The sequence below is a fragment of the Shigella sp. SIG3 genome (genome assembly GCF_053555855.1).
Map to the genome: position 1 here is coordinate 1 of NZ_JBQZXE010000054.1, position 24,122 is coordinate 24,122.

General features: G+C 51.5%; 23 protein-coding genes and 3 pseudogenes. 13 read left to right on the forward strand and 13 right to left on the reverse strand.

The features are described 5' to 3' along the window. The 5 genes and pseudogenes from ACUU1I_RS11495 to rhaB all read right to left on the reverse strand — a co-directional run. Window positions 1-72, reverse strand: a pseudogene (locus tag ACUU1I_RS11495) (PTS fructose transporter subunit IIA); the annotation flags it as partial. Window positions 73-372: 300 nt separating this feature from the next. After that, window positions 373-687, reverse strand: coding sequence for an L-rhamnose mutarotase (gene rhaM / locus ACUU1I_RS11500; protein WP_000619511.1), 315 nt, complete (start codon window positions 685-687; stop codon window positions 373-375). A 9-nt stretch (window positions 688-696) separates the two neighbouring features. Next, window positions 697-1,521 carry a rhamnulose-1-phosphate aldolase gene (gene rhaD, locus ACUU1I_RS11505; RefSeq protein ID WP_001179720.1) on the reverse strand — a complete coding sequence of 275 codons (825 nt, stop codon included), beginning with the start codon at window positions 1,519-1,521 and terminating at the stop codon, window positions 697-699. 241 nt (window positions 1,522-1,762) lie between these two features. Next, a complete protein-coding gene (gene rhaA / locus ACUU1I_RS11510) occupies window positions 1,763-3,022 on the reverse strand; it encodes an L-rhamnose isomerase (RefSeq protein WP_000211508.1) in 1,260 nt (419 codons plus the stop codon). Continuing rightward, a complete protein-coding gene (gene rhaB, locus ACUU1I_RS11515) occupies window positions 3,019-4,488 on the reverse strand; it encodes a rhamnulokinase (protein WP_000144087.1) in 1,470 nt (489 codons plus the stop codon). Before rhaB ends, rhaA begins: the two co-directional genes overlap by 4 nt. A 287-nt stretch (window positions 4,489-4,775) precedes the next feature. Here rhaB and rhaS point away from each other — a divergent pair, with 287 nt between their 5' ends. Together rhaS and rhaR are read left to right on the forward strand one after the other, a co-directional pair. After that, window positions 4,776-5,612, forward strand: a complete 837-nt coding sequence (gene rhaS / locus ACUU1I_RS11520; protein ID WP_000217393.1) for an HTH-type transcriptional activator RhaS — start codon at window positions 4,776-4,778, stop codon at window positions 5,610-5,612. Between the two features lie 73 nt (window positions 5,613-5,685). Beyond that, window positions 5,686-6,534 carry an HTH-type transcriptional activator RhaR gene (rhaR, locus tag ACUU1I_RS11525; protein WP_001309108.1) on the forward strand — a complete coding sequence of 283 codons (849 nt, stop codon included), beginning with the start codon at window positions 5,686-5,688 and terminating at the stop codon, window positions 6,532-6,534. Here the strand turns inward: rhaR and rhaT are convergent. Then, window positions 6,531-7,565: pseudogene (gene rhaT / locus ACUU1I_RS11530) on the reverse strand (L-rhamnose/proton symporter RhaT). The gene rhaR and the pseudogene rhaT overlap by 4 nt on opposite strands. Before the next feature lie 284 nt (window positions 7,566-7,849). On the opposite strand from rhaT, the gene sodA reads away from it, so the two are divergent. The 3 genes from sodA (at window position 7,850) to yiiM (ending at window position 10,536) form a co-directional block, all read left to right on the forward strand. Beyond that, window positions 7,850-8,470, forward strand: a complete 621-nt coding sequence (gene sodA, locus ACUU1I_RS11535) for a superoxide dismutase [Mn] (protein ID WP_001297064.1) — start codon at window positions 7,850-7,852, stop codon at window positions 8,468-8,470. 259 nt (window positions 8,471-8,729) lie between these two features. Next, window positions 8,730-9,713 carry a 2-keto-3-deoxygluconate transporter gene (gene kdgT, locus ACUU1I_RS11540; protein WP_001166058.1) on the forward strand — a complete coding sequence of 328 codons (984 nt, stop codon included), beginning with the start codon at window positions 8,730-8,732 and terminating at the stop codon, window positions 9,711-9,713. Window positions 9,714-9,861: 148 nt separating this feature from the next. Further along, complete coding sequence (gene yiiM / locus ACUU1I_RS11545; RefSeq protein ID WP_001270270.1) at window positions 9,862-10,536, forward strand: 6-hydroxyaminopurine reductase; 675 nt, start codon at window positions 9,862-9,864, stop codon at window positions 10,534-10,536. Between the two features lie 105 nt (window positions 10,537-10,641). Here the strand turns inward: yiiM and cpxA are convergent, their stop codons facing one another. Further along, on the reverse strand, window positions 10,642-12,015 hold the full coding sequence (cpxA, locus tag ACUU1I_RS11550) for an envelope stress sensor histidine kinase CpxA (RefSeq protein ID WP_000580435.1): 1,374 nt from the start codon (window positions 12,013-12,015) through the stop codon (window positions 10,642-10,644). Then, a complete protein-coding gene (cpxR, locus tag ACUU1I_RS11555; protein ID WP_001033722.1) occupies window positions 12,012-12,710 on the reverse strand; it encodes an envelope stress response regulator transcription factor CpxR in 699 nt (232 codons plus the stop codon). The genes cpxA and cpxR overlap by 4 nt, the downstream gene beginning before the upstream one ends. Before the next feature lie 149 nt (window positions 12,711-12,859). On the opposite strand from cpxR, the gene cpxP reads away from it, so the two are divergent. The 5 genes from cpxP to cdh all read left to right on the forward strand — a co-directional run bounded on the left by cpxP (window position 12,860) and on the right by cdh (window position 17,724). Next, window positions 12,860-13,360: a cell-envelope stress modulator CpxP gene (gene cpxP, locus ACUU1I_RS11560; protein WP_001223800.1), complete on the forward strand. Its 501-nt coding sequence runs from the start codon at window positions 12,860-12,862 to the stop codon at window positions 13,358-13,360. A 147-nt stretch (window positions 13,361-13,507) separates the two neighbouring features. After that, window positions 13,508-14,410, forward strand: coding sequence for a CDF family cation-efflux transporter FieF (gene fieF, locus ACUU1I_RS11565; protein WP_001076748.1), 903 nt, complete (start codon window positions 13,508-13,510; stop codon window positions 14,408-14,410). Window positions 14,411-14,590: 180 nt separating this feature from the next. Beyond that, window positions 14,591-15,553 carry a 6-phosphofructokinase gene (pfkA, locus tag ACUU1I_RS11570; protein ID WP_000591795.1) on the forward strand — a complete coding sequence of 321 codons (963 nt, stop codon included), beginning with the start codon at window positions 14,591-14,593 and terminating at the stop codon, window positions 15,551-15,553. 319 nt (window positions 15,554-15,872) lie between these two features. Next, window positions 15,873-16,862 carry a sulfate/thiosulfate ABC transporter substrate-binding protein Sbp gene (sbp, locus tag ACUU1I_RS11575; RefSeq protein ID WP_001045689.1) on the forward strand — a complete coding sequence of 330 codons (990 nt, stop codon included), beginning with the start codon at window positions 15,873-15,875 and terminating at the stop codon, window positions 16,860-16,862. A 106-nt stretch (window positions 16,863-16,968) separates the two neighbouring features. Then, window positions 16,969-17,724 (forward strand): CDP-diacylglycerol diphosphatase, encoded by a 756-nt coding sequence (gene cdh, locus ACUU1I_RS11580; RefSeq protein ID WP_005071499.1) that lies wholly within the window; start codon window positions 16,969-16,971, stop codon window positions 17,722-17,724. A 54-nt stretch (window positions 17,725-17,778) separates the two neighbouring features. Here cdh and tpiA read toward each other — a convergent pair whose 3' ends face one another. Further along, on the reverse strand, window positions 17,779-18,546 hold the full coding sequence (tpiA, locus tag ACUU1I_RS11585; protein ID WP_001216325.1) for a triose-phosphate isomerase: 768 nt from the start codon (window positions 18,544-18,546) through the stop codon (window positions 17,779-17,781). 107 nt (window positions 18,547-18,653) lie between these two features. Continuing rightward, window positions 18,654-19,253, reverse strand: coding sequence for a YiiQ family protein (locus ACUU1I_RS11590; protein WP_000802226.1), 600 nt, complete (start codon window positions 19,251-19,253; stop codon window positions 18,654-18,656). Window positions 19,254-19,353: 100 nt separating this feature from the next. Between ACUU1I_RS11590 and ACUU1I_RS11595 the strand changes: the two are divergent. The 3 genes and pseudogenes from ACUU1I_RS11595 (at window position 19,354) to uspD (ending at window position 20,760) form a co-directional block, all read left to right on the forward strand. Further along, window positions 19,354-19,794 (forward strand): annotated as a pseudogene (locus ACUU1I_RS11595) (DUF805 domain-containing protein). A 211-nt stretch (window positions 19,795-20,005) separates the two neighbouring features. Next, window positions 20,006-20,305 (forward strand): DUF406 domain-containing protein, encoded by a 300-nt coding sequence (locus ACUU1I_RS11600; RefSeq protein ID WP_000655986.1) that lies wholly within the window; start codon window positions 20,006-20,008, stop codon window positions 20,303-20,305. Between the two features lie 26 nt (window positions 20,306-20,331). After that, window positions 20,332-20,760 (forward strand): universal stress protein UspD, encoded by a 429-nt coding sequence (gene uspD / locus ACUU1I_RS11605; protein ID WP_000323551.1) that lies wholly within the window; start codon window positions 20,332-20,334, stop codon window positions 20,758-20,760. 4 nt (window positions 20,761-20,764) lie between these two features. Here the strand turns inward: uspD and fpr are convergent, their stop codons facing one another. The 3 genes from fpr to glpK all read right to left on the reverse strand — a co-directional run. Continuing rightward, a complete protein-coding gene (gene fpr / locus ACUU1I_RS11610) occupies window positions 20,765-21,511 on the reverse strand; it encodes a ferredoxin--NADP(+) reductase (RefSeq protein ID WP_000796320.1) in 747 nt (248 codons plus the stop codon). A gap of 96 nt (window positions 21,512-21,607) precedes the next feature. Continuing rightward, window positions 21,608-22,618: a class II fructose-bisphosphatase gene (glpX, locus tag ACUU1I_RS11615; RefSeq protein WP_001250645.1), complete on the reverse strand. Its 1,011-nt coding sequence runs from the start codon at window positions 22,616-22,618 to the stop codon at window positions 21,608-21,610. 229 nt (window positions 22,619-22,847) lie between these two features. Next, window positions 22,848-24,122, reverse strand: a 1,275-nt coding sequence (gene glpK / locus ACUU1I_RS11620; protein WP_032157178.1) for a glycerol kinase GlpK, incomplete at its 5' end; no start/stop codon positions are given.

Sequence of the window (24,122 nt, forward strand, 5' to 3'; positions counted from 1 at the left end):
CTGCTTCAGAACGGAATAAGCGCCATTGCCCTGAATATTCAGGTCAATACAGCTTGCAGTAAGAGCTGCCATTAATCGGACTCCATAAAATATATTTTAATCAATTGTAATGGTGGAGCGATTAAGTGATGAGAGGCGATATGTCGGTAAACAATGACAATTTGAGACAGAGTGAAAGGTCAGATTTGCGGAGTAATGCACATAATGGTTATTTAAATAAACCACATGAATCATTAATGGGTTATTCATTATTTTTGTGATTTACTCACAATGTATCAGGGAAATATAACTTACCGGGAGATGTAATATGTTTAATTTTTCAAATCGAAATTTAAAATATTGTGCCGGAGGCATCTCCGGCACATTGGGCAATTACGGCAGGTAAAACACTTCTTGCAGCTCGCTACTCACCGGGCTGTTATCTGGGTTAGCGGGCATAACATCGGTCATATATTTCCACCAACGTTGGCAAACATCAGTACTGGCTACCGCATTCCACCGTTCTTCAGATTCAATCTCTACCATGGCAAACAGCAGATTACGCGCTTTGTCGAGGTAAATGGCGTAGTTATGCACACCGTGAGATTTCAACACTGCTTCCAGTTCCGGCCAGATGGGATTATGCCGACGCTGATACTCTTCGTGGGCGTCGGGGTTTACCTGCATGACAAAGGCTTTGCGGATCATGTTTGCTCCTTACAGCGCCAGCGCACTGGCTAGTGGTGTAACGCCGAAGCGCTTGCCGAGCGCTATCAACTCTTCACGGCTGATGGTCTGTTTCATGCCGCCCATCGAATAAACCTTCACTAATACTTGTGCTGATTTTTCTGCGGTGTCGATTAAACCAAAGGCTTCATCCAGCGTCGGTCCGGAACCGAACACACCGTGGAAGGGCCACAACACCAGCGAATGTTTTTGCATCTCTTGTGCGGTCGCCTGGCCGATTTCGTCCGTGCCGGGCACCATCCACGGCAGAATGCCAACGCCATCCGGGAATACTGCCAGACATTCGGTGCTGCCTTCCCACAGTTGGCGAGTAAAGACCGCGGTGTCGTTTTCCAGTACATAGGTGAGGGCGATCAGGTTGGTGGCGTGGCAGTGCATGATCACCCGATCTTTACCGTTGGTGGCTTTAATGCGCTCGCAGTGGGAGAGAAAGTGAGCCGGAAGTTCAGAAGTTGGAACGGCTTCGTTGGTTAACCCCCAGAGAATATGGTAGCCCGCGCCATCGCTGTCGACTTTTACGACGCCTAAGTTAGCTGCAGGATCGAGCTGGACGTTACGGAAGAATTTGCCGGAGCCGGTGACAATAAACGGCGTATTTGCCAGTAAAGGCATGGGTTGGCTGAGCGGAATATAGCGCGGTTGTGGGTGGAAGTTGTCGTGATAAAGCGCGATATCGGCGTCATCCAGGCGCAGCGTCAGGTTGCCGCCGTTGCGCTCGTCCCAGCCTTTCAGCCAGGCATCGGTGGTGGCTTTGATCATTCCCTGGACAAACCAGGACTGGGTAATGTTTTGCATGTTCTGTGTTCCTGTAAATTAGGTTGCCTTGTTTAGACATGGTGCGGCTTGTTCCCCTCACCCTAACCCTCTCCCCGTAGGGGCGAGGGGACTGTCCGGAGCGGTGTTCAGCTCCGTTGCCGCACGAGGCTATGTTTTTCTCCCTCGCCCTTTCAGGGAGAGGGCCGGGGTGAGGGTGACAGCCCGCATGGACATTCGACCCGTAGGCCGGATAAGGCGCTTGTGCCGCATCCGGCAGTGTTTACCCACGCTGGCTCAAAATCGCTTTCTCATAAGCCCGCACGCTCTCCAGCCATTCGCTACCTGCTGGCGTATCGTGACGTTGGCAATACATTTCCCAGACCGCCTGCCACGGCAACGATTTCTGCTCTTCCAGCAGTGCCAGACGCGCAGTGTAATCGCCCGCCGCTTCCAGCTTGCGCAGCTCAGCGGTAGGTTCCAGCAACGCACGCAGCAGGGCTTTTTTCATATTGCGTGTACCAATGACCCACGCGGCAATGCGGTTGATAGAGGCATCGAAGAAGTCAAGGCCGATATGCACCCGGTCAAACAGATCGTGACGCACAATCTCACTGGCAATTGCCTGGGTTTCATCATCCAGCAGCACTACGTGATCGCTGTCCCAGCGAACCGGACGGCTGACGTGCAGCAGCAACTGCGGCACATACAGCATGGCGGCGGAAATCTTGTCGGAAATCACTTCAGTCGGGTGGAAGTGCCCGGCGTCCAGGCACAGCGCAGTCTGGCGGCTGGTGGCATACCCCATGTAAAACTCATTGGAGCCAACCGTGTAGCTCTCTGCGCCAATGCCAAACAATTTGCTCTCAACGGCGTCGATATGGTGCGCAGGGTTTAGCTTCTCGCTGATCACCTCATCCAGTGCTGCCAGCAGACGCTGACGCGGGGCGAGACGGTCAACGGTGATATCTTTCATACCATCCGGGATCCAGATGTTCATCACCGATGGTGTGCCGAGTTGCTCGCCAAAATAGGCCGAAACGCGACGGCTGGCTTTGCAGTGATCAATCCAGAACTGGCGAATGCTGTCGTCGGGATGCGAGAGCGTAAAGCCATCGGCGCTTAGCGGATGCGAAAAGCAGGAGGGGTTAAAATCCAGACCGAGCTGATTGGCTTTCGCCCATTCAACCCAGTTTTTGAAGTGCTCTGGTTTGATCTGGTCGCGCGAGACTGGCGTATCTGATTCCAGATAGATGGCATGTAAATTAAGCCGTTTCGGCCCCGGAATCAGCCGCATAGCCTGTTCCAGATCGGCACGTAGCTCACTGGCATTACGCGCTTTGCCCGGATAATTGCCTGTGGCCTGAATCCCCCCGGTCAGCGAACCTTCCGGGTTTTCAAAACCGGAAACATCATCGCCCTGCCAGCAGTGCATTGAAACGGGTAAACGATCAAGTTGGCGCAGCGCCTCCTCGACATCAATCCCCACCGCCGCGAAACGCTGTTTCGCCAGCTCCCAGGCCTGTTCCAGTTGAGTGGTCATGCGCAAAGCTCCTTTGTCTGTCGTGTAGAGTGAATCTGCGCCACATAGTGGGCAATTTCACTGTCAGGATTAGGGGTAAAGGTGGTCAGATTCGCGGTGGTGCTGACGACCTGACGGAAATCATCCACATTGTTGAGTTCATCCAGCGTAATTAACTCGATGCCGATATTGCCGAGCGTTGAGGCTTCAACAGGCCCGGCGATCACCCGAATACCGCAGGCATCGGCGCATAGCTGGTTGAGCAGCGTGTTCTGGCAGCCGCCGCCGACAATATGCAGTTGCGAGAAATCTTCACCGCGCAGCTGCGCCAGCTCATGCAACACATCGGCATACAGCAGCGCCAGACTGTCGAAAATACAGCGCGCCAGTTCAGCATCACTTCCCGGGATCGGTTGCGCCGTTTCCCGACACGCAGCCTGAATTTCGCTGCACATCTCGTCAGGATTGATAAAGCGATCGTCATTGGGATTGATGATGAAGCGGCAGGCCGGAAGTGCCTGTGTCGCGGCGATAAGCGCCGGGAGATCGTTGATTTGCCGTTCCTGAAGCACTCGCTGAAGCAGCCATAAGCCCATAATATTTTTCAGCACCCGATAGCGACCTTCCGCCCCGCCTTCATTGGTGATGTTGGCTGCCAGCGCCGTGTCATTGGTAAATGGCGTCTGGCTTTCGAAGCCCATCAATGACCAGGTGCCAGAAGAGAGATAAGCGGCGCGTGAACCGTTTAACGGCGAGGCGATAACCGCGCTGGCGGTATCATGGCTGGCAACGGCGACCACCGGAATCTCATTACCCTGCGGGCAAATCCAGTGCCCAATGACATTACCCGGATGCGTCGGGCGACCAAACCAGGCTTTGTTGGCCCCGCTCCACGCCAGTAGCGACTCGTCCCAGTCGTCGCTATTGATATTGACCAGTTGTGTGGTGGTGGCATTGGTATATTCCCAGTTCATCTTGCCGGTCAGGCGATAACTGAAGTAATCCGGCATCAGCAGAGCGTGAGCAATGTGTGGAATAAGTTCAGGTTGTTGCTCCGTCAGCGCACGCAACTGATAAAGCGTATTGAAGGGTAGAAACTGGATGCCGCTACGCTGATAAATATCGCGTTTGCCGAGTTGCTGTTGTGCCTGCGGCATCAGGCCATTGGTGCGGCTATCGCGATAAGCAACGGGCAGGCCCACACGCTGACCCTGTTGGTCGAGCAGCACAAAGTCCACGCCCCAGGTATCAATCCCAATGCTATCGATACGAATCCCTTCCTCGCACACCTTGTTTAATCCAAGGCGAATGGCACTTTCCAGGCTATCCACATCCCAGGTGACATAACCGTTTTGGCTATGCAGCCCATTGTTAAAACGATGGATTTCGCGCAGCGTCAGGCTGCGGCATTCACGCTCGTAACGCGCCAGCATCACGCGCCCACTGGATGCGCCGAGATCTACGGCGACACAATTGCGAAAGGTCATAATGTGATCCTGCTGAATTTCATTACGACCAGTCTAAAAAGCGCCTGAATTCGCGACCTTCTCGTTACTGACAGGAAAATGGGCCATTGGCAACCAGGGAAAGATGAACGTGATGATGCTCACAATTTGCTGAATTGTGGTGATGTGATGCTCACCGCATTTCCTGAAAATTCACGCTGTATCTTGAAAAATCGACGTTTTTTACGTGGTTTTCCGTCGAAAATTTAAGGTAAGAACCTGACCTCGTGATTACTATTTCGCCGTGTTGACGACATCAGGAGGCCAGTATGACCGTATTACGTAGTGTGGATTTTTTTCCGTCTTGTAACGCGTCCGTGGCGATAGAACCCCGGCTCCCGCAGGCGGATTTTCCTGAACATCATCATGATTTTCATGAAATTGTGATTGTCGAACATGGCACGGGTATTCATGTGTTTAATGGGCAGCCCTATACCATCACCGGTGGCACGGTCTGTTTCGTACGCGATCATGATCGGCATCTGTATGAACATACCGATAATCTGTGTCTGACCAATGTGCTGTATCGCTCGCCGGATCGATTTCAGTTTCTCGCCGGGCTGAATCAGTTGCTGCCACAAGAGCTGGATGGGCAGTATCCGTCTCACTGGCGCGTTAACCACAGCGTATTGCAGCAGGTGCGACAGCTGGTTGCACAGATGGAACAGCAGGAAGGGGAAAATGATTTACCCTCGACCGCCAGTCGCGAGATCTTGTTTATGCAATTACTGCTCTTGCTGCGTAAAAGCAGTTTGCAGGAGAACCTGGAAAACAGCGCATCACGTCTCAACTTGCTTCTGGCCTGGCTGGAGGACCATTTTGCCGATGAGGTGAATTGGGATGCCGTGGCGGATCAATTTTCTCTTTCACTGCGTACGCTACATCGGCAGCTTAAGCAGCAAACGGGACTGACGCCTCAGCGATACCTGAACCGCCTGCGACTGATGAAAGCCCGACATCTGCTACGCCACAGCGAGGCCAGCGTCACTGACATCGCCTATCGCTGTGGATTCAGCGACAGTAACCACTTTTCGACGCTTTTTCGCCGAGAGTTTAACTGGTCACCGCGTGATATTCGCCAGGGACGGGATGGCTTTCTGCAATAACGCGAATCTTCTCAACGTATTTGTACGCCATATTGCGAATAATCAACTTCGTTCTCTGGCCGAGGTAGCCACGGTGGCGCATCAGTTAAAACTTCTCAAAGATGATTTTTTTGCCAGCGACCAGCAGGCAGTCGCTGTGGCTGACCGTTATCCGCAAGATGTCTTTGCCGAACATACACATGATTTTTGTGAGCTGGTGATTGTCTGGCGCGGTAATGGTCTGCATGTACTCAACGATCGTCCTTATCGCATTACCCGTGGCGATCTCTTTTATATTCATGCTGACGATAAACACTCCTACGCTTCCGTTAACGATCTGGTTTTGCAGAATATTATTTATTGCCCGGAGCGGCTGAAGCTGAATCTTGACTGGCAGGGAGCGATTCCGGGATTTAGCGCCAGCGCAGGGCAACCACACTGGCGCTTAGGTAGCGTGGGGATGGCGCAGGCGCGGCAGGTTATCGGTCAGCTTGAGCATGAAAGTAGTCAGCATGTGCCGTTTGCTAACGAAATGGCTGAGTTGCTGTTCGGGCAGTTGGTGATGTTGCTGAATCGCCATCGTTACACCAGTGATTCGTTGCCGCCAACATCCAGCGAAACGTTGCTGGATAAGCTGATTACCCGGCTGGCGGCTAGCCTGAAAAGTCCCTTTGCGCTGGATAAATTTTGTGATGAGGCATCGTGCAGTGAGCGCGTTTTGCGTCAGCAATTTCGCCAGCAGACTGGAATGACCATCAATCAATATCTGCGGCAGGTCAGAGTGTGTCATGCGCAATATCTTCTCCAGCATAGCCGCCTGTTAATCAGTGATATTTCGACCGAATGTGGCTTTGAAGATAGTAACTATTTTTCGGTGGTGTTTACCCGGGAAACCGGGATGACGCCCAGCCAGTGGCGTCATCTCAATTCGCAGAAAGATTAATTCGCCATGCCGATGCCGACGATGTTAGCGGCGACAATAATCACCACACAACCGAGGCTCAACACCGTTACCGGACGGCGTCCTGTATTGTTCCACTCTTTCAGCACCAGCCCGACGATACCGCCGCACAATACATAGAAACTCATATGCAGCATCCAACTGATGTAGTCATACTGCGCCGGAATGCGGGCGTGGCCCTAGGCATAGAAAAAGAATTGCAGATACCACATCAACCCGCCCAGTGCCGAGAGTAACACATTGTGAATGATCAGCGGTTTTGCCAGCGAGAAGTCGGCTTTTAGCGACAAATCCTTCACTTTTGCCAGACGAATAAAACAGAAACCGAGGTTAATGATCGCGCCGCCGCCCATGATGACAACATAGCTTGGCAGAGCGACATACAGTGGATCGACGCCAAGTGCGGCAGCGGCTTCATGCATCGGTTTTGCGGCGTTCATCGCAAAGGACATCCCGGCAGAGAAAATGCCGCACATCACCGCCAGCACCAGCCCTTTTTTCAGATTGAACTCTTCGGCTTTAATGCCCATCTTGCGCTCTTTCAACTGCCCGGCTCGAGTTACAATCCCTACGCCAATCAGCGCCACCAGAACGCCGAGTAACGTCATGCGTCCGCCTTCGGTGTTAATCAGCACATCGAAATTGCCGTTGATAATTGGCGTCATCAGCGTACCGACAATCAACGTAATGCCAATGGCGATGCCAATTCCCATCGACATGCCGAGATAACGCATGGTCAGGCCATAGTTGATATTACCGATCCCCCACATAGCGCCGAACAGAAAAACAGGCAGCAGCGTAGAGAGACTAAACGAGCTGTAATACGCCCAGAAATCCGGTAGTAACAGGGCGCTGATGGCCCACGGCAGAATAATCCACGAAACAATCCCACCGACTGACCACATGGTTTCCCATGACCATTTTTTTACTTTTTTGAACGGAGCGTAAAAACAGGCTGCACTGGCCGCGCCGATCAAATGCCAAAATATCCCCATCGTAATCGCGTTACTCATCTTCTTATCCTCATCATTTTTCGTCGCTTCACATCTCCGACGAGATGAGTGTAAAAATCGTGCTGTCGATTAACCTTTCGCCTGTTGCCGCCGTTGTCGATTTACTGGCAATCACGGCATTAAGTGGGTGATTTGCTTCACATCTCGGGCATTTTCCTGCAAAACCATACCCTTACGAAAAGTGCGGCATTGATAATCATTTTCAATATCATTTAATTAACTATAATAAACCAACTGCTTACGCGGCATTAACAATCGGCCGCCCGACAATACTGGAGATGAATATGAGCTATACCCTGCCATCCCTGCCGTATGCTTACGATGCCCTGGAACCGCACTTCGATAAGCAGACCATGGAAATCCACCACACCAAACACCATCAGACCTACGTAAACAACGCCAACGCGGCGCTGGAAAGCCTGCCAGAATTTGCCAACCTGCCGGTTGAAGAGCTGATCACCAAACTGGACCAGCTGCCAGCAGACAAGAAAACCGTACTGCGCAACAACGCTGGCGGTCACGCTAACCACAGCCTGTTCTGGAAAGGTCTGAAAAAAGGCACCACCCTGCAGGGTGACCTGAAAGCGGCTATCGAACGTGACTTCGGCTCCGTTGATAACTTCAAAGCAGAATTTGAAAAAGCGGCAGCTTCCCGCTTTGGTTCCGGCTGGGCATGGCTGGTGCTGAAAGGCGATAAACTGGCGGTGGTTTCTACTGCTAACCAGGATTCTCCGCTGATGGGTGAAGCTATTTCTGGCGCTTCCGGCTTCCCGATTCTGGGCCTGGATGTGTGGGAACATGCTTACTACCTGAAATTCCAGAACCGCCGTCCGGACTACATCAAAGAGTTCTGGAACGTGGTGAACTGGGACGAAGCAGCGGCACGTTTTGCGGCGAAAAAATAATCATTTGCCGCCTGCTGCAATGAGGCGTATAGGCCGCATATCAGCTTAAAAAATGAACCATCGCCAACGGCGGTGGTTTTTTTGTGAACAATTCCAAAATAAAAACAATGATCCTATAAAAATAAAACAGCGTTTCAATTGATGTGGTTTTGATCACTTTTATTGATTAAATGAATGTCTATCTTCGTTTCCATCAACACTGATGCTCCATTGAGGAATTACGCATCAGCCCTTAAAAATATGCCGACAGGTGATGGAAATGCAGATAAAACGCTCGATTGAGAAAATCCCGGGGGGGATGATGCTCGTCCCGCTATTCCTTGGCGCACTGTGCCACACCTTCTCGCCGGGGGCGGGGAAATATTTTGGATCATTCACCAACGGGATGATTACCGGTACGGTGCCCATTCTGGCGGTGTGGTTTTTTTGCATGGGGGCGTCAATAAAATTAAGCGCGACGGGAACGGTACTGCGTAAATCCGGTACGCTGGTGGTAACTAAAATTGCCGTCGCGTGGGTGGTTGCGGCAATTGCCTCGCGCATTATTCCGGAACATGGTGTTGAAGTTGGATTCTTTGCCGGACTTTCAACGCTGGCGCTGGTGGCGGCGATGGATATGACCAACGGCGGACTTTACGCTTCCATCATGCAGCAGTACGGTACGAAAGAAGAAGCTGGGGCATTTGTGTTGATGTCGTTGGAGTCCGGGCCGCTCATGACGATGATTATTCTGGGCACTGCCGGGATTGCCTCGTTTGAACCGCATGTTTTCGTCGGCGCAGTATTACCGTTCCTGGTGGGCTTTGCCCTGGGGAATCTTGACCCTGAATTACGAGAATTTTTCAGCAAAGCGGTGCAAACGCTGATTCCATTCTTTGCCTTCGCGCTGGGCAATACCATTGATTTGACTGTGATTGCCCAGACTGGTTTGCTGGGGATCCTGTTGGGTGTGGCAATAATTATCGTGACCGGTATTCCGTTGATTATCGCCGATAAATTGATTGGCGGTGGCGATGGCACTGCCGGAATTGCCGCTTCCAGTTCCGCAGGGGCCGCGGTAGCGACACCTGTGCTGATTGCAGAAATGGTGCCTGCGTTTAAACCGATGGCTCCGGCAGCAACTTCGCTGGTAGCGACGGCGGTCATTGTGACTTCGATTCTGGTGCCAATTCTTACCTCTATCTGGTCACGTAAAGTCAAAGCCAGAGCAGCGAAAATCGAAATTTTAGGTACGGTGAAATAAACCTGCTTCCTTAATCCCCACAGCCGGATGAACTAACGTTCGTCCGGTTTGCTATTGAGTTCCTGCCTGGATACTTACCGCGAAAACAGCACGGCTGACATAAAATAAATATGGTCTAATGGGGAAATTTCTCGTGGAGAGGGAACAGATGCGATATCCGGTTGATGTATACACAGGCAAGATTCAGGCTTATCCCGAAGGCAAACCCAGCGCAATTGCCAAAATCCAGGTTGATGGTGAGTTGATGCTGACGGAGCTGGGGCTGGAAGGTGACGAGCAGGCGGAGAAAAAGGTTCACGGCGGGCCAGACAGAGCGCTGTGTCATTATCCTCGTGAGCACTATCTCTACTGGGTGCGGGAATTTCCGGAACAGGCGGAGTTGTTTGTTGCGCCTGCGTTTGGCGAAAATCTCTCAACCGACGGTCTCACGGAAAGTAATGTTCATATGGGCGATATTTTCCGCTGGGGAGAGGCATTAATTCAGGTCAGCCAGCCGCGCTCGCCTTGCTATAAACTCAATTACCATTTTGATATCAGCGATATAGCGCAGTTGATGCAAAACACAGGTAAGGTGGGGTGGTTGTATAGCGTGATAGCGCCAGGGAAAGTGTCTGCGGACGCGCCGCTGGAGTTGGTTTCCCGTGTCAGCGATGTGACCGTGCAGGAGGCTGCCGCCATCGCATGGCATATGCCGTTTGATGACGATCAGTATCACCGTTTACTCTCCGCCGCCGGGTTATCGAAAAGCTGGACGCGGACGATGCAAAAGCGCCGACTGAGCGGCAAGATCGAAGATTTTTCCCGCCGGTTGTGGGGAAAATAACCCCCGGAGTGTAGGCCTGATAAGACGCTATCAGCGTCGCATCAGGCATCCTGCTCAAATGCCGGATGCGGCGTAAACGCCTTATCCTGCCTACAAATGCGGAGTTTAACTCCGCTTATACAGCGGCAACCAAATCACCAGCCGTAAACCGCCCAGCGGGCTGTCTTCTGCCTTCACCCAGCCACGATGCTGCTGAATGGCGGTTTCAACAATTGCCAGCCCCAATCCTGTACCGCCAGATTCACGATCGCGTGCTTCATCGGTCCGATAGAACGGACGGAAAATCTGTTCGCGATCTTCCGGGCTAACGCCAGGACCATCGTCGTCCACCGTAATGGTGATACCGTCTTTATCTACCGCAAAGCCCACTTCAATCTTCGTATGGGAATAACGCAGAGCATTACGAACAATGTTTTCCAGCGCACTTTCCAGGGCGTTCGGATTGCCGTACAGCGGCCACGGCCCAGGCGGGAAGTTAACTGTCAACGACTTGCCCATTTGCTCGGCTTCGAACGCCGCGTTATCCAGCACTTCACTCCACAACTGGTTGGCTTTGATGGTTTCGCTAACCAGCGCGTTTTTTTGCTGATTACGTGACATCACCAACAGATCGTTGATCATGCTGTCCAGACGTTGCGCTTCGGTTTCAATACGCTCGAGTTCCTTGCTTTCACCGCTACGACGGCGCAGTAACGCCGTACCCAGTTGCAGACGCGTCAGCGGGGTGCGCAGCTCGTGAGAGATATCAGAAAGCAGACGCTGCTGAGAGGTCATCATGCGCTCCAGCGCGGTGACCATCTGGTTAAAACTGGCACCTGCGGCAAGGAATTCCTGTGGCCCCGCTTCCAGTTCCGGGTGCTGGCGTAAGTTTCCCTGGGCAACTTCATCGGCAGCGTTTTTCAGCTTACGCGCCGGTTTTGCCAGACTCCAGGCCAACCACAACAGCAGCGGCGTACTGACCAACATGGTGACAATCAGCAGTAATAGCGGGCGGTCAAACAGTAAGTTAATGAAATCGGATTGAGAACTGCTGGCCGGACGAATCAGATAAAGTTGGTAATTATCTTCGCCATCACGCACGGAGAACGGACCGACCAGTTCCACGCGGCCATACTTTTTCTTCTGCGGATGATCGGCGTTATCGGCCTGACCAATAAAGTTACGAATGATCTGCATTTCGCTGCGTTCAGCGCCGATCACGCGGCCTTCGGTGGTCACCAATAACAAACGCTGTCCTGGCGGTGCCCACTTATCAATCGCCCGGAACAGACGCCGCCACCACATTAAATCGTTGGGCGGATCGTTCGCCAGCTCCGCTTCGACATGCTGCTCAATCATCAGCCCCTGACGCTGTTCGCTATCCAGAAGCTTGGTCATCTGGCGTGAATCGAGCTTGGGTAACATCAAAACCAACATCAACACCAGCGCCAGCGTCAGCCAGAAGATGGCGAAGATGCGCGCGGTTAAGCTGCCTATCATGAAGCAGAAACCATCAGATAGCCGCGACCACGCAAGGTTTTAAACCACGGGTGACCATCTTTACGATCCGGCAGTTTACGACGCAGGTTGGAAATGTGCATATCAATAGCGCGGTCGAAAGGCGTCAGGCGTTTGCCCAACACTTCCTGGCTTAAATGTTCACGGGAAACCACCTGACCCAGATGCTGTGCCAGCAAATAGAGCAGGGTAAACTCAGTACCGGTTAACTCCAGCGTTTGCCCGTCGAAGCTGGCTTCCTGACGGCCTGGATTCAGCACTAAGGCATCAACTTCCAGTGTCGGTGAACCGTTGTCGTTGTTTTGCTGTTGCTCGCTCCAGTGCGAACGGCGCAGGATCGCGCGAATACGTGCCACCAGCTCACGATCATTAAACGGTTTCGGGAGATAGTCATCTGCGCCCAGCTCAAGGCCGAGAACGCGATCAAGTTCACTGCCGCGCGCCGTCAACATAATGACAGGCGTCTGGTGTGTCTGGCGAAGTGCTTTTAATGTGTCGATACCATTTTTCTTCGGCATCATTACGTCAAGCAAAAGTAAATCAATGCTGTCGTCCAGAAGATCAAGCGCCTGTTCCCCATCGTGGGCAACAATCACGTTGAAGCCTTCCATCTCGAGCAGCTCCTTTAATAGGGAAGTCAGCTCTCGGTCATCATCAACTAACAGGATTTTATTCATTGTTTAAATACCTCCGAGGCAGAAATTACGTCATCAGACGTCGCTAATCCATGACTTTACGTTGTTTTACACCCCCTGACGCATGTTTGCAGCCTGAATCGTAAACTCTCTATCGTTGAATCGCGACAGAAAGATTTTGGGAGCAAATGATGCGCATAGTTACCGCTGCCGTCATGGCCTCAACGCTGGCAGTCAGTTCATTAAGCCACGCTGCTGAAGTCGGTTCAGGCGATAACTGGCATCCGGGTGAAGAACTTACGCAGCGCAGTACGCAGAGCCATATGTTCGACGGCATAAGTTTAACCGAACATCAGCGTCAGCAGATGCGAGATCTTATGCAACAGGCCCGGCACGAACAGCCTCCTGTTAATGTTAGCGAACTGGAGACAATGCATCGCCTTGTCACCGCAGAAAATTTTGATGAAAACGCTGTGCGCGCACAGGCAGAAAAAATGGCGAATGAGCAAATTGCTCGTCAGGTTGAGATGGCAAAAGTCCGCAACCAAATGTATCGCCTGTTAACGCCGGAGCAGCAAGCGGTTTTAAACGAGAAACATCAACAACGAATGGAGCAGTTGCGTGACGTGACGCAATGGCAAAAAAGTTCATCGTTGAAGCTATTGAGTAGTAGCAACTCACGTTCCCAGTAGTAAACCCTGTTTTCCTTGCCATAGACACCATCCCTGTCTTCCCCCACATGATGTGGGGTTTTTTTTATCCTCAATTTGCCTGCTGCTTAATGCATTGCAGATGATTTGCTTCCGTTATACTAGCGTCAGTTGATAGCGGGAGTATTTATGAATCAATCTTATGGACGGCTGGTCAGTCGGGCGGCGATTGCTGCGACGGCGATGGCTTCGTTGCTATTGCTGATTAAAATTTTTGCATGGTGGTATACCGGGTCGGTGAGTATTCTCGCCGCGCTGGTGGATTCGCTGGTGGATATCGGCGCGTCGTTGACGAATTTACTGGTGGTGCGATATTCCCTGCAACCTGCCGACGATAATCACTCGTTTGGTCACGGTAAAGCTGAGTCCCTCGCGGCGCTGGCGCAAAGTATGTTTATCTCCGGTTCGGCACTATTCCTGTTTTTGACGGGTATTCAACATCTGGTATCTCCAACACCGATGACAGATCCAGGCGTCGGGGTTATCGTGACAATTGTGGCGCTAATTTGTACGATTATCCTTGTCTCGTTTCAGCGGTGGGTGGTGCGCCGGACGCAAAGCCAGGCGGTGCGGGCTGATATGCTACATTACCAGTCTGATGTTATGATGAACGGCGCAATTCTGCTGGCGCTGGGGTTGTCTTGGTACGGCTGGCATCGCGCCGATGCTCTGTTTGCATTGGGAATCGGCATCTATATTTTATATAGCGCGTTACGCATGGGATATGAGGCGGTACAGTCATTACTGGATCGCGCATTGCCTGATGAAGAACGGCAAGAAATTATTGATATCGTGACTTCCTGGCCGGGTGTTAGCGGCGCTCACGATCTTCGCACGCGGCAGTCAGGGCCGACCCGCTTTATTCAGATCCATTTGGAAATGGAAGACTCTCTGCCTTTGGTTCAGGCACATATGGTGGCGGATCAGGTAGAGCAGGCTATTTTACGGCGTTTTCCGGGATCGGATGTGATTATCCATCAGGACCCCTGTTCCGTCGTACCCAGGGAGGGTAAACGGTCTATGCTTTCATAATCAGTATAAAAGAGAGCCAGACCCGCATTTTGTGTATAAAATACCGCCATTTGGCCTGACCTGAATCAATTCAGCAGGAAGTGATTGTTATACTATTTGCACATTCGTTGGATCACTTCGATGTGCAAGAAGACTTCCGGCAACAGATTTCATTTTGCATTCCAAAGTTCAGAGGTAGTCATGATTAAGAAAATAGGTGTGTTGACAAGCGGCGGTGATGCGCCAGGCATGAACGCCGCAATTCGCGGGGTTGTTCGTTCTGCGCTGACAGAAGGTCTGGAAGTAATGGGTATTTATGACGGCTATCTGGGTCTGTATGAAGACCGTATGGTACAGCTAGACCGTTACAGCGTGTCTGACATGATCAACCGTGGCGGTACGTTCCTCGGTTCTGCGCGTTTCCCGGAATTCCGCGACGAGAACATCCGCGCCGTGGCTATCGAAAACCTGAAAAAACGTGGTATCGACGCGCTGGTGGTTATCGGCGGTGACGGTTCCTACATGGGTGCAATGCGTCTGACCGAAATGGGCTTCCCGTGCATCGGTCTGCCGGGCACTATCGACAACGACATCAAAGGCACTGACTACACTATCGGTTTCTTCACTGCGCTGAGCACCGTTGTAGAAGCGATCGACCGTCTGCGTGACACCTCTTCTTCTCACCAGCGTATTTCCGTGGTGGAAGTGATGGGCCGTTATTGTGGCGATCTGACCCTGGCTGCGGCCATTGCCGGTGGCTGTGAATTCGTTGTAGTTCCGGAAGTTGAATTCAGCCGTGAAGACCTGGTAAACGAAATCAAAGCGGGTATCGCGAAAGGTAAAAAACACGCGATCGTGGCGATTACCGAACATATGTGTGATGTTGACGAACTGGCGCATTTCATCGAGAAAGAAACCGGTCGTGAAACCCGCGCAACTGTGCTGGGCCACATCCAGCGCGGTGGTTCTCCGGTGCCTTACGACCGTATTCTGGCTTCCCGTATGGGCGCTTACGCTATCGATCTGCTGCTGGCAGGTTACGGCGGTCGTTGTGTAGGTATCCAGAACGAACAGCTGGTTCACCACGACATCATCGACGCTATCGAAAACATGAAGCGTCCGTTCAAAGGTGACTGGCTGGACTGCGCGAAAAAACTGTATTAATGATTTCGGAAAAAGGCAGATTCCTTTAGCCTGAAACCGATGACAGAAGCAAAAATGCCTGATGCGCTTCGCTTATCAGGCCTACATGAATTCTGCAATTTATTGAATTTGCAAACTTTTGTAGGCCGGATAAGGCGTTCGCGCCGCATCCGGCATGGACAAAGCGCACTTTGTCAGCAATATGAGGCGGATTTCTTCCGCCTTTTTAATCCCTCAACATATACCCGCAAGTTATAGCCAATCTTTTTTTATTCTTTAATGTTTGGTTAACCTTCTGGCACGCTTTGCTCATCACAACACAACATAAGAGAGTCGGGCGATGAACAAGTGGGGCGTAGGGTTAACATTTTTGCTGGCGGCAACCAGCGTTATGGCAAAGGATATTCAGCTTCTTAACGTTTCATATGATCCAACGCGCGAATTGTACGAACAGTACAACAAGGCATTCAGCGCCCACTGGAAACAGCAAACTGGTGATAACGTGGTGATTCGTCAGTCACACGGTGGTTCAGGTAAACAAGCGACGTCGGTAATCAACGGTATTGAAGCTGATGTTGTCACGCTGGCTCTGGCCTATGACGTGGACGCGATTGCGGAACGCGGGCGGATTGATAAAGAGTGGATCAAACGTCTGCCGGATAACTCCGCACCGTACACTTCCACCATTGTTTTCCTGGTGCGTAAGGGCAATCCGAAGCAGATCCATGACTGGAACGATCTGATTAAACCGGGTGTTTCGGTGATCACGCCTAATCCGAAAAGCTCTGGTGGCGCACGCTGGAACTACCTGGCTGCCTGGGGCTACGCGCTGCATCACAACAACAACGATCAGGCAAAAGCACAGGATTTTGTTCGGGCACTGTATAAAAACGTCGAAGTTCTGGATTCTGGCGCGCGCGGCTCCACTAACACCTTTGTCGAGCGCGGGATTGGCGATGTACTGATCGCCTGGGAAAACGAAGCTCTGCTGGCAGCGAATGAACTGGGGAAAGATAAATTCGAAATCGTCACGCCGAGTGAGTCTATCCTCGCAGAGCCAACGGTGTCGGTGGTCGATAAAGTGGTCGAGAAAAAAGGCACCAAAGAGGTGGCGGAAGCCTACCTGAAATATCTCTACTCGCCAGAAGGTCAGGAAATTGCCGCGAAAAACTACTACCGTCCGCGCGACGCTGAAGTAGCGAAAAAGTACGAAAATGCGTTTCCAAAGCTGAAGTTATTCACCATTGATGAAGAGTTCGGCGGCTGGACGAAAGCGCAAAAAGAGCATTTTGCTAACGGCGGTACGTTCGATCAGATCAGCAAACGCTGATTTCCCTAGGATAATTATCAAACCCGGTGGTTTCTCGCGACCGGGTTTTTTATTTGTCACGATTTTGCGTTACCCTTGCATCTCTTTGAGGTACAGGGAAAAAAAGATGAAAAAAGCGGGTCTTCTTTTTTTGGTGATGATAGTTATCGCCGTTGTGGCTGCCGGTATTGGTTACTGGAAATTAACCGGTGAAGAGTCGGATACATTACGTAAGAGTGTCCTTGAGGAATGTTTGCCCAATCAGCAGCAAAATCAAAATCCTTCGCCATGTGCGGAAGTCAAACCCAATGCCGGATACGTGGTTTTAAAAGATCTTAATGGTCCACTGCAATATCTGTTGATGTCAACGTATCGTATTAACGGTACTGAAAGTCCTTTGTTGACCGATCCTTCAACGCCGAACTTCTTTTGGTTGGCCTGGCAGGCGCGTGATTTTATGAGCAAAAAATACGGCCAGCCGGTTCCCGATCGCGCGGTTTCTTTGGCGATCAACTCCCGCACCGGGCGTACGCAAAACCATTTTCATATTCATATCTCTTGTATTCGTCCTGATGTGCGCGAACAACTGGATAAAAATCTGGCGAACATCAGCAGCCGCTGGTTGCCACTGCCAGGTGGTTTGCGCGGGCATGAATACCTGGCGCGTCGGGTAACGGAAAGCGAACTGGTACAACGCAGCCCATTTATGATGCTTGCAGAAGAAGTGCCTGAGGCGCGGGAACATATGGGAAGCTACGGGCTGGCGATGGTACGGCAGAGTGATAATTCGTTTGTGTTGCTGGCGACACAACGAAATCTACTGACGCTGAACCGTGCTTCAGCCGAGGAAATCCAGGATCATGAGTGTGAGATTTTGCGTTAAGGCGAGGAGTTAAGGAAAGTAAGTGCCGGATATGAAATCCGGCACCTGTCAGACTTAAGCCTGTTTAGCCGCTTCTGCAGCTTTAACGATCACTGCGAAAGCGTCAGCTTTCAGAGAAGCACCGCCAACCAGCGCGCCGTCGATGTCTGGCTGAGCAAACAGTTCTGCAGCGTTAGACGCGTTTACAGAGCCGCCGTACTGAATGATCACTTGTTCAGCGATGTTAGCGTCAACTTTAGCGATGTGGTCACGGATGAATTTGTGAACAGCCTGTGCCTGAGCCGGAGTTGCAGATTTGCCAGTACCGATTGCCCATACAGGTTCATAAGCGATAACCGCACCTTCGAATGCCGCAGCACCCTGAGTTTTCAGTACCGCGTCGATCTGACGTGCGCAAACTTCTTCAGTTTTTCCCGCTTCGTTTTCAGCTTCGGTTTCACCGATGCACAGAACCGGAGTCAGACCCTGCTCTTTCAGCACCGCGAATTTTTTCGCAATCAGTTCGTCAGACTCTTTGTGGTAAGTACGACGTTCAGAGTGGCCGATGATGATGTACTGAGCGCCGATGTCTTTCAGCATAGCGGCAGAAGTTTCACCGGTGAATGCGCCGGACAGGTTCAGGTCCACGTTTTGCGCACCCAGCATGATGTGGCTGCCTTCAGCTTCGCGCTTCGCCATATCGATGTACATTTCCGGTGGTGCGATTGCAACCGCACAGCCAGCAACACCTGCCAGCTCTTTACGCAGGTTAGAAACCAGCTCGTGAACCATGTGGCGGCTGCCGTTCAGTTTCCAGTTACCCATCACTAAAGGATGTCGCATTTTAATTCTCCACGCTTATAAGCGAATAAAGGAAGATGGCCGCCCCGCAGGGCAGCAGGTCTGTGAAACAGTATAGAGATTCATCGGCACAAAGGCTTTGCTTTTTGTCATTTATTCAAACCTTCAAGCGATTCAGATAGCGCCAGCTTAATCGGTTCAACAGCGAAGGTCAGCCCCTTTTCGCCGTTGTCCGCGACAACATAACGCAGTGCACCTTCTGTCTCGGTGTAATAACGTTTGTTTTTCCCCGCCGTTAGTAGCGACTGCAGTTTTTTCTGGCTTTGTGTTTTGGTCATTAATGGGGTGAGTGTGCGGATCACTGCTGCCATGTATTCCTGAGCTTTCGCTTTCGCTGCTTTTTGCTCTGGCCCCTGGATGGGTAGCCAGGTCATTTGAATGCTTTTGATTTTTAAGGTACCGCGCTCCAGCGCTGTAGAAGCATACAAGTTCTCGTTAATTTTACTTGCAGCACGAGTGAGATTGGCTTTGTCGGGACTGCTGTCGATGGCACGAAATTCGTTCAGTGGCAGGCTGGGATTCTGGCTGTTAAAGTCTTCTCGAAACTGGCTGATGGAGAGATCGAAAGTAGGGGCTCCAGCCAGCAGATAAGGCGCGGTCGTTGCCGTATCTGGTGTTTGTGCATGCGCCGTTGTTGTAACGGTTAATGCAGAACATAAGAGAAAAAACAGCGTACACCCTGGCTTCATTGACAGTACCTTTTGTTATGACTGGCTCCGATTAAAACGATATCTGTCGCCCTTGTCAAAAGGGTAGAATCCTGGAAAAGACAACCATCAAGGAACTTACATGACCATACAGCAATGGTTATTCTCATTTAAAGGGCGTATTGGACGCCGTGATTTCTGGATTTGGATAGGCCTGTGGTTCGCAGGCATGCTGGTGCTTTTCTCACTGGCGGGTAAGAATCTACTCGATATTCAGACCGCGGCGTTTTGCCTTGTGTGCTTGCTCTGGCCAACAGCGGCAGTAACTGTTAAGCGCTTGCATGATCGCGGGCGTTCCGGCGCATGGGCATTTCTGATGATTGTGGCGTGGATGCTGCTGGCGGGTAACTGAGCGATTTTACCGGGTGTCTGGCAATGGGCGGTGGGGCGTTTTGTCCCGACGTTGATTCTGGTGATGATGCTTATCGATCTTGGTGCGTTTGTTGGCACACAAGGCGAAAATAAATATGGTAAAGATACTCAGGATGTGAAGTATAAAGCCGACAATAAATCAAGTAATTAACCTTTAATATATCTCTTACTGCTATTTTTTTCCGGGATTGTTATTTCCACGATGCAAATGACAATACCCGGAAAATCCTTCTGAACTCTTCACCTTAAGCAATATCAAAAAAAATGGTAATCCATAAGATCATTACTTGTTTGTTCTTCCCTTAACGGCGCATTATTCTTAAGTCGTAATCGACAGAGAGGCGAATATACAGAGGTGCCCTATGAAAGATGTCGTAGATAAATGCAGTACTAAAGGATGTGCGATTGATATCGGTACGGTGATTGATAACGACAACTGTACCAGTAAGTTTTCGCGCTTTTTTGCCACCCGCGAAGAAGCAGAGTCTTTTATGACCAAACTGAAAGAGCTTGCCGCCGCTGCATCCTCTGCAGATGAAGGGGCCAGCGTGGCCTATAAGATTAAGGATCTGGAGGGGCAAGTTGAGCTTGATGCGGCCTTCACTTTCTCATGCCAGGCCGAGATGATTATTTTTGAGTTATCACTGCGTTCGTTAGCTTGATGGAGTTGCTTTAGAAGGAGTTAAACATGGCTTATAAACACATTGGCGTGGCAATTTCCGGGAATGAAGAAGATGCCTTACTGGTGAATAAAGCCCTGGAGCTCGCCAGACATAATGACGCTCACCTGACGTTAATTCATATTGATGATGGCTTAAGCGAGTTGTATCCGGGTATCTACTTCCCTGCAACAGAAGATATTCTTCAATTGTTGGAGAATAAGTCGGATAACAAGCTGTATAAACTGACGAAAAATATTCAATGTCCGAAGACAAAACTGCGTATTGAACGCGGAGAAATGCCGGAAACACTGCTGGAAATTATGCAAAAAGAGCAGTGCGACCTCCTTGTCTGTGGTCATCATCACTCATTTATCAACCGTTTGATGCCGGCATATCGCGGGATGATCAATAAGATGAGTGCGGATTTGCTCATCGTGCCGTTTATCGATAAGTAACCGCTTACCAGTAATGCTCCGCTGTCATATGGCCCGGTCGGCGACGTAAATGTTTCGTCATCTGCCGGGTCTCTTTCAGCAACTGTTGTGTATCGCGCACCATCTGTGGATTGCCGCACAGCATCACATGGCTGGTTTCTTTATTCATCGGCAGGCCAATCGCGCTTTCCAGTTCCCCACTTTCAATTAATGCCGGTATCCGTCCGGTGAGCGACCCCGCTGCCGTTTCCCGACTGACCACCGTCTGAATGCGCAGTTTGCCTTCGTAGCGTTTTTCCAGTTCTTGCATCAGTGGCAAATAGCTTAAGTCGGCGGCATAACGTGCGGCGTGAACCAGGACCAGATTTTTGAAGCGATCTAAATCTTTGCCTAGTTGCAGAATCGATAAATAAGGGCCAATCGCTGTACCGGTTGCCAGCATCCATAGCGTTTCGCAGTCCGGTACTTCATCCAGAACAAAGAAGCCAGCTGCTTCGCTAACCACCTGCACTTCATCGCCCGGTTTCAGTGCCGCCAATCGTGGGCTTAATTTGCCATCGGGGACGGTGACCAGGTAAAACTCCAGATCGGGATTATCGGGCGAGTTAACATAGGAGTAGGCGCGCTGGACGCGTTCGCCGTCGATTTCAAGGCCAAGCTTGGTAAATTGCCCGGCGGTAAACGGAAGCACGGGGGCGTGAACGGTGAGACTAAACAGGGCGTCGGTCCAGTTCTGCACTTTAGTGACTTTGCCTGTTACCCAATCAGCCATTTTTTTCTCCTGTTTTGATTGACTTGCCTTATCTTCGTTCTCCGAACAAAAAAATTCCAGTCCCGAAGGACTGGAAGGCTCAATCGATCAAATCACTCAGAGAATGTGCACTTGCATTTCCGGGTCTTTGCGATTCAGATAGTGGATGGACTGAATGCGGCGAATGGTGCGTGACTTGCCGCGGATCAGCAGCGTTTCGGTAGTCGCGATATTGCCTTTGCGGCTAATACCTTCCAGCAGATCGCCTTTGGTAATACCGGTGGCAGAGAAGATGACGTTATCGCTGCGCGCCATATCGCCCAGACGCAATACTTTACCGGCTTCGATGCCCATCGCTTTGCAGCGTGCCAGCTCCTGCTCGCCAATGCGACGATTCTCTTCGTTGTCGCCTTTGACGTCATGACGCGCCAGCAGACGACCGTTCATGTCGCCATCTAATGCGCGGATCACCGCCGCAGAAACCACGCCTTCCGGCGCGCCACCAATACCGTACAGCACGTCAACTTCGCTGTCTGGCATACAGGTGAGAATTGAGGCCGCAACGTCGCCGTCCGGAATAGCAAATACGCGTACGCCGAGTTGCTGCATTTCAGCGATAACGGCATCGTGGCGTGGTTTAGCCAGAATCGTTACCGTCAGTTCGCTCAACGGTTTGCCGAGCGCCGCCGCTACATTGCGCAGGTTATCCGCCAGCGGCAGGTTCAGATCAATGGTGCCTTTGGCTCCCGGCCCGACAATCAGCTTCTCCATATACATATCCGGCGCATTGAGGAAGCAGCCTTTATCGCCTACTGCCAGCACCGCCAGCGCGTTAGCCTGGCCCATCGCCGTCATGCGCGTGCCTTCAATCGGATCAACAGCAATATCTACCGCGTCGCCGCGACCAGTACCGACTTTTTCACCAATGTAGAGCATCGGTGCTTCGTCGATTTCACCTTCACCAATGACGATGGTGCCGTCAATGTTGACCTGGTTGAGCATAATACGCATGGCGTTTACCGCCGCGCCGTCCGCGGTGTTTTTATCGCCGCGTCCTAACCATTTGTAGCCAGCCAGCGCCGCAGATTCGGTGACGCGGGAAAATTCGATGGCAAGTTCTCGTCTCATAGCAAACTCTAAGCAGTAAGGAATGGCGCGAAGTGTAGCACAGGGGAAGGGTGGGATTATTGATGTGTGCGGGGTTGCCCCCGCACGGTTTCAGAGTCTGCGTGATGCCGGATGCGGCGTGAACGCCTTATCCCGCCTACACAAAATGGCATTGGCTCGTAGGCCTGATAAGACGCGTAAGCGTCGCATCAGGCGATCAGCATCAGGCAATCGATTCAGGTGCCTGACATTACTCGTCGTGTTCTTCCCACGCCATCGCGCGTTTGACCGCTTTTTTCCAGCCTGCGTAACGGTAATTACGCTCAGTGGTTTCGATGCCTGGACGGAACTCGCGCTCAATCACCGCTTTCTCTTGCAGCTCGTCGAGGTTCTGCCAGAAGCCAACCGCCAGGCCTGCGAGATAGGCCGCACCCAATGCGGTGACTTCGCGCACTTCCGGGCGCTCAACGCGGGTGCCGAGAATATCGGACTGGAACTGCATCAGGAAATTGTTTGCTACTGCGCCACCATCCACGCGCAGGGCGTGCAGACGGATACCAGAGTCGGCCTGCATCGCTTCCAGCACGTCACGCGTCTGATAAGCAATAGACTCCAGCGTCGCGCGTATAATGTGGTTAGCGTTCACCCCACGAGTCAGACCGAAAATCGCCCCGCGCGCATACGGGTCCCAGTACGGCGCACTCAGCCCGGTAAATGCCGGAACCACATACACACCATTGGTGTTTTGCACTTTGGTGGCGAAATATTCGGAATCGTAGGCGTCGTTAATCAACTTCATCTCATCGCGCAGCCACTGAATGGATGTGCCTGCCATAAACACCGCACCTTCCAACGCATAGTTCACTTCGCCAGTCGGGCCGCAGGCGATGGTGGTCAGCAGGCCGTTTTCTGATTTCACCGCTTTCTCGCCAGTGTTCATCAGCATAAAGCAGCCAGTGCCATAGGTGTTCTTCGCCATCCCTTCTTTCACGCACAACTGACCAAACAGCGCGGCCTGCTGGTCACCGGCGATCCCGGAGATTGGAATACGCGTGCCGCCTTTGCCGCCAATGTTAGTCTGACCGTATACTTCGGAAGAACGACGCACTTCTGGCAGCATCTCGCGCGGAATATCCAGCACTTCCAGCATTTTGTCGTCCCAGTCCAGGGTATGGATGTTGAACAACATGGTACGAGAGGCGTTGGTGTAATCGGTCACATGGACACGGCCCTGAGTCATTTTCCAGATAAGCCACGTATCAACCGTACCAAACAGCAATTCACCACGACGTGCACGCTCGCGAGAGCCTTCCACATGGTCGAGGATCCACTTCACTTTGGTGCCAGAAAAGTACGGGTCAATCACCAGACCGGTATTGCTGCTGATATAATCTTCTAAACCGTCACGTTTTAAATGCTCGCAGATTTCTGCGGTACGACGGCACTGCCAGACAATGGCGTTATAGATAGGCTTGCCGGTTTCTTTTTCCCAGACAATAGTGGTTTCACGCTGGTTCGTAATACC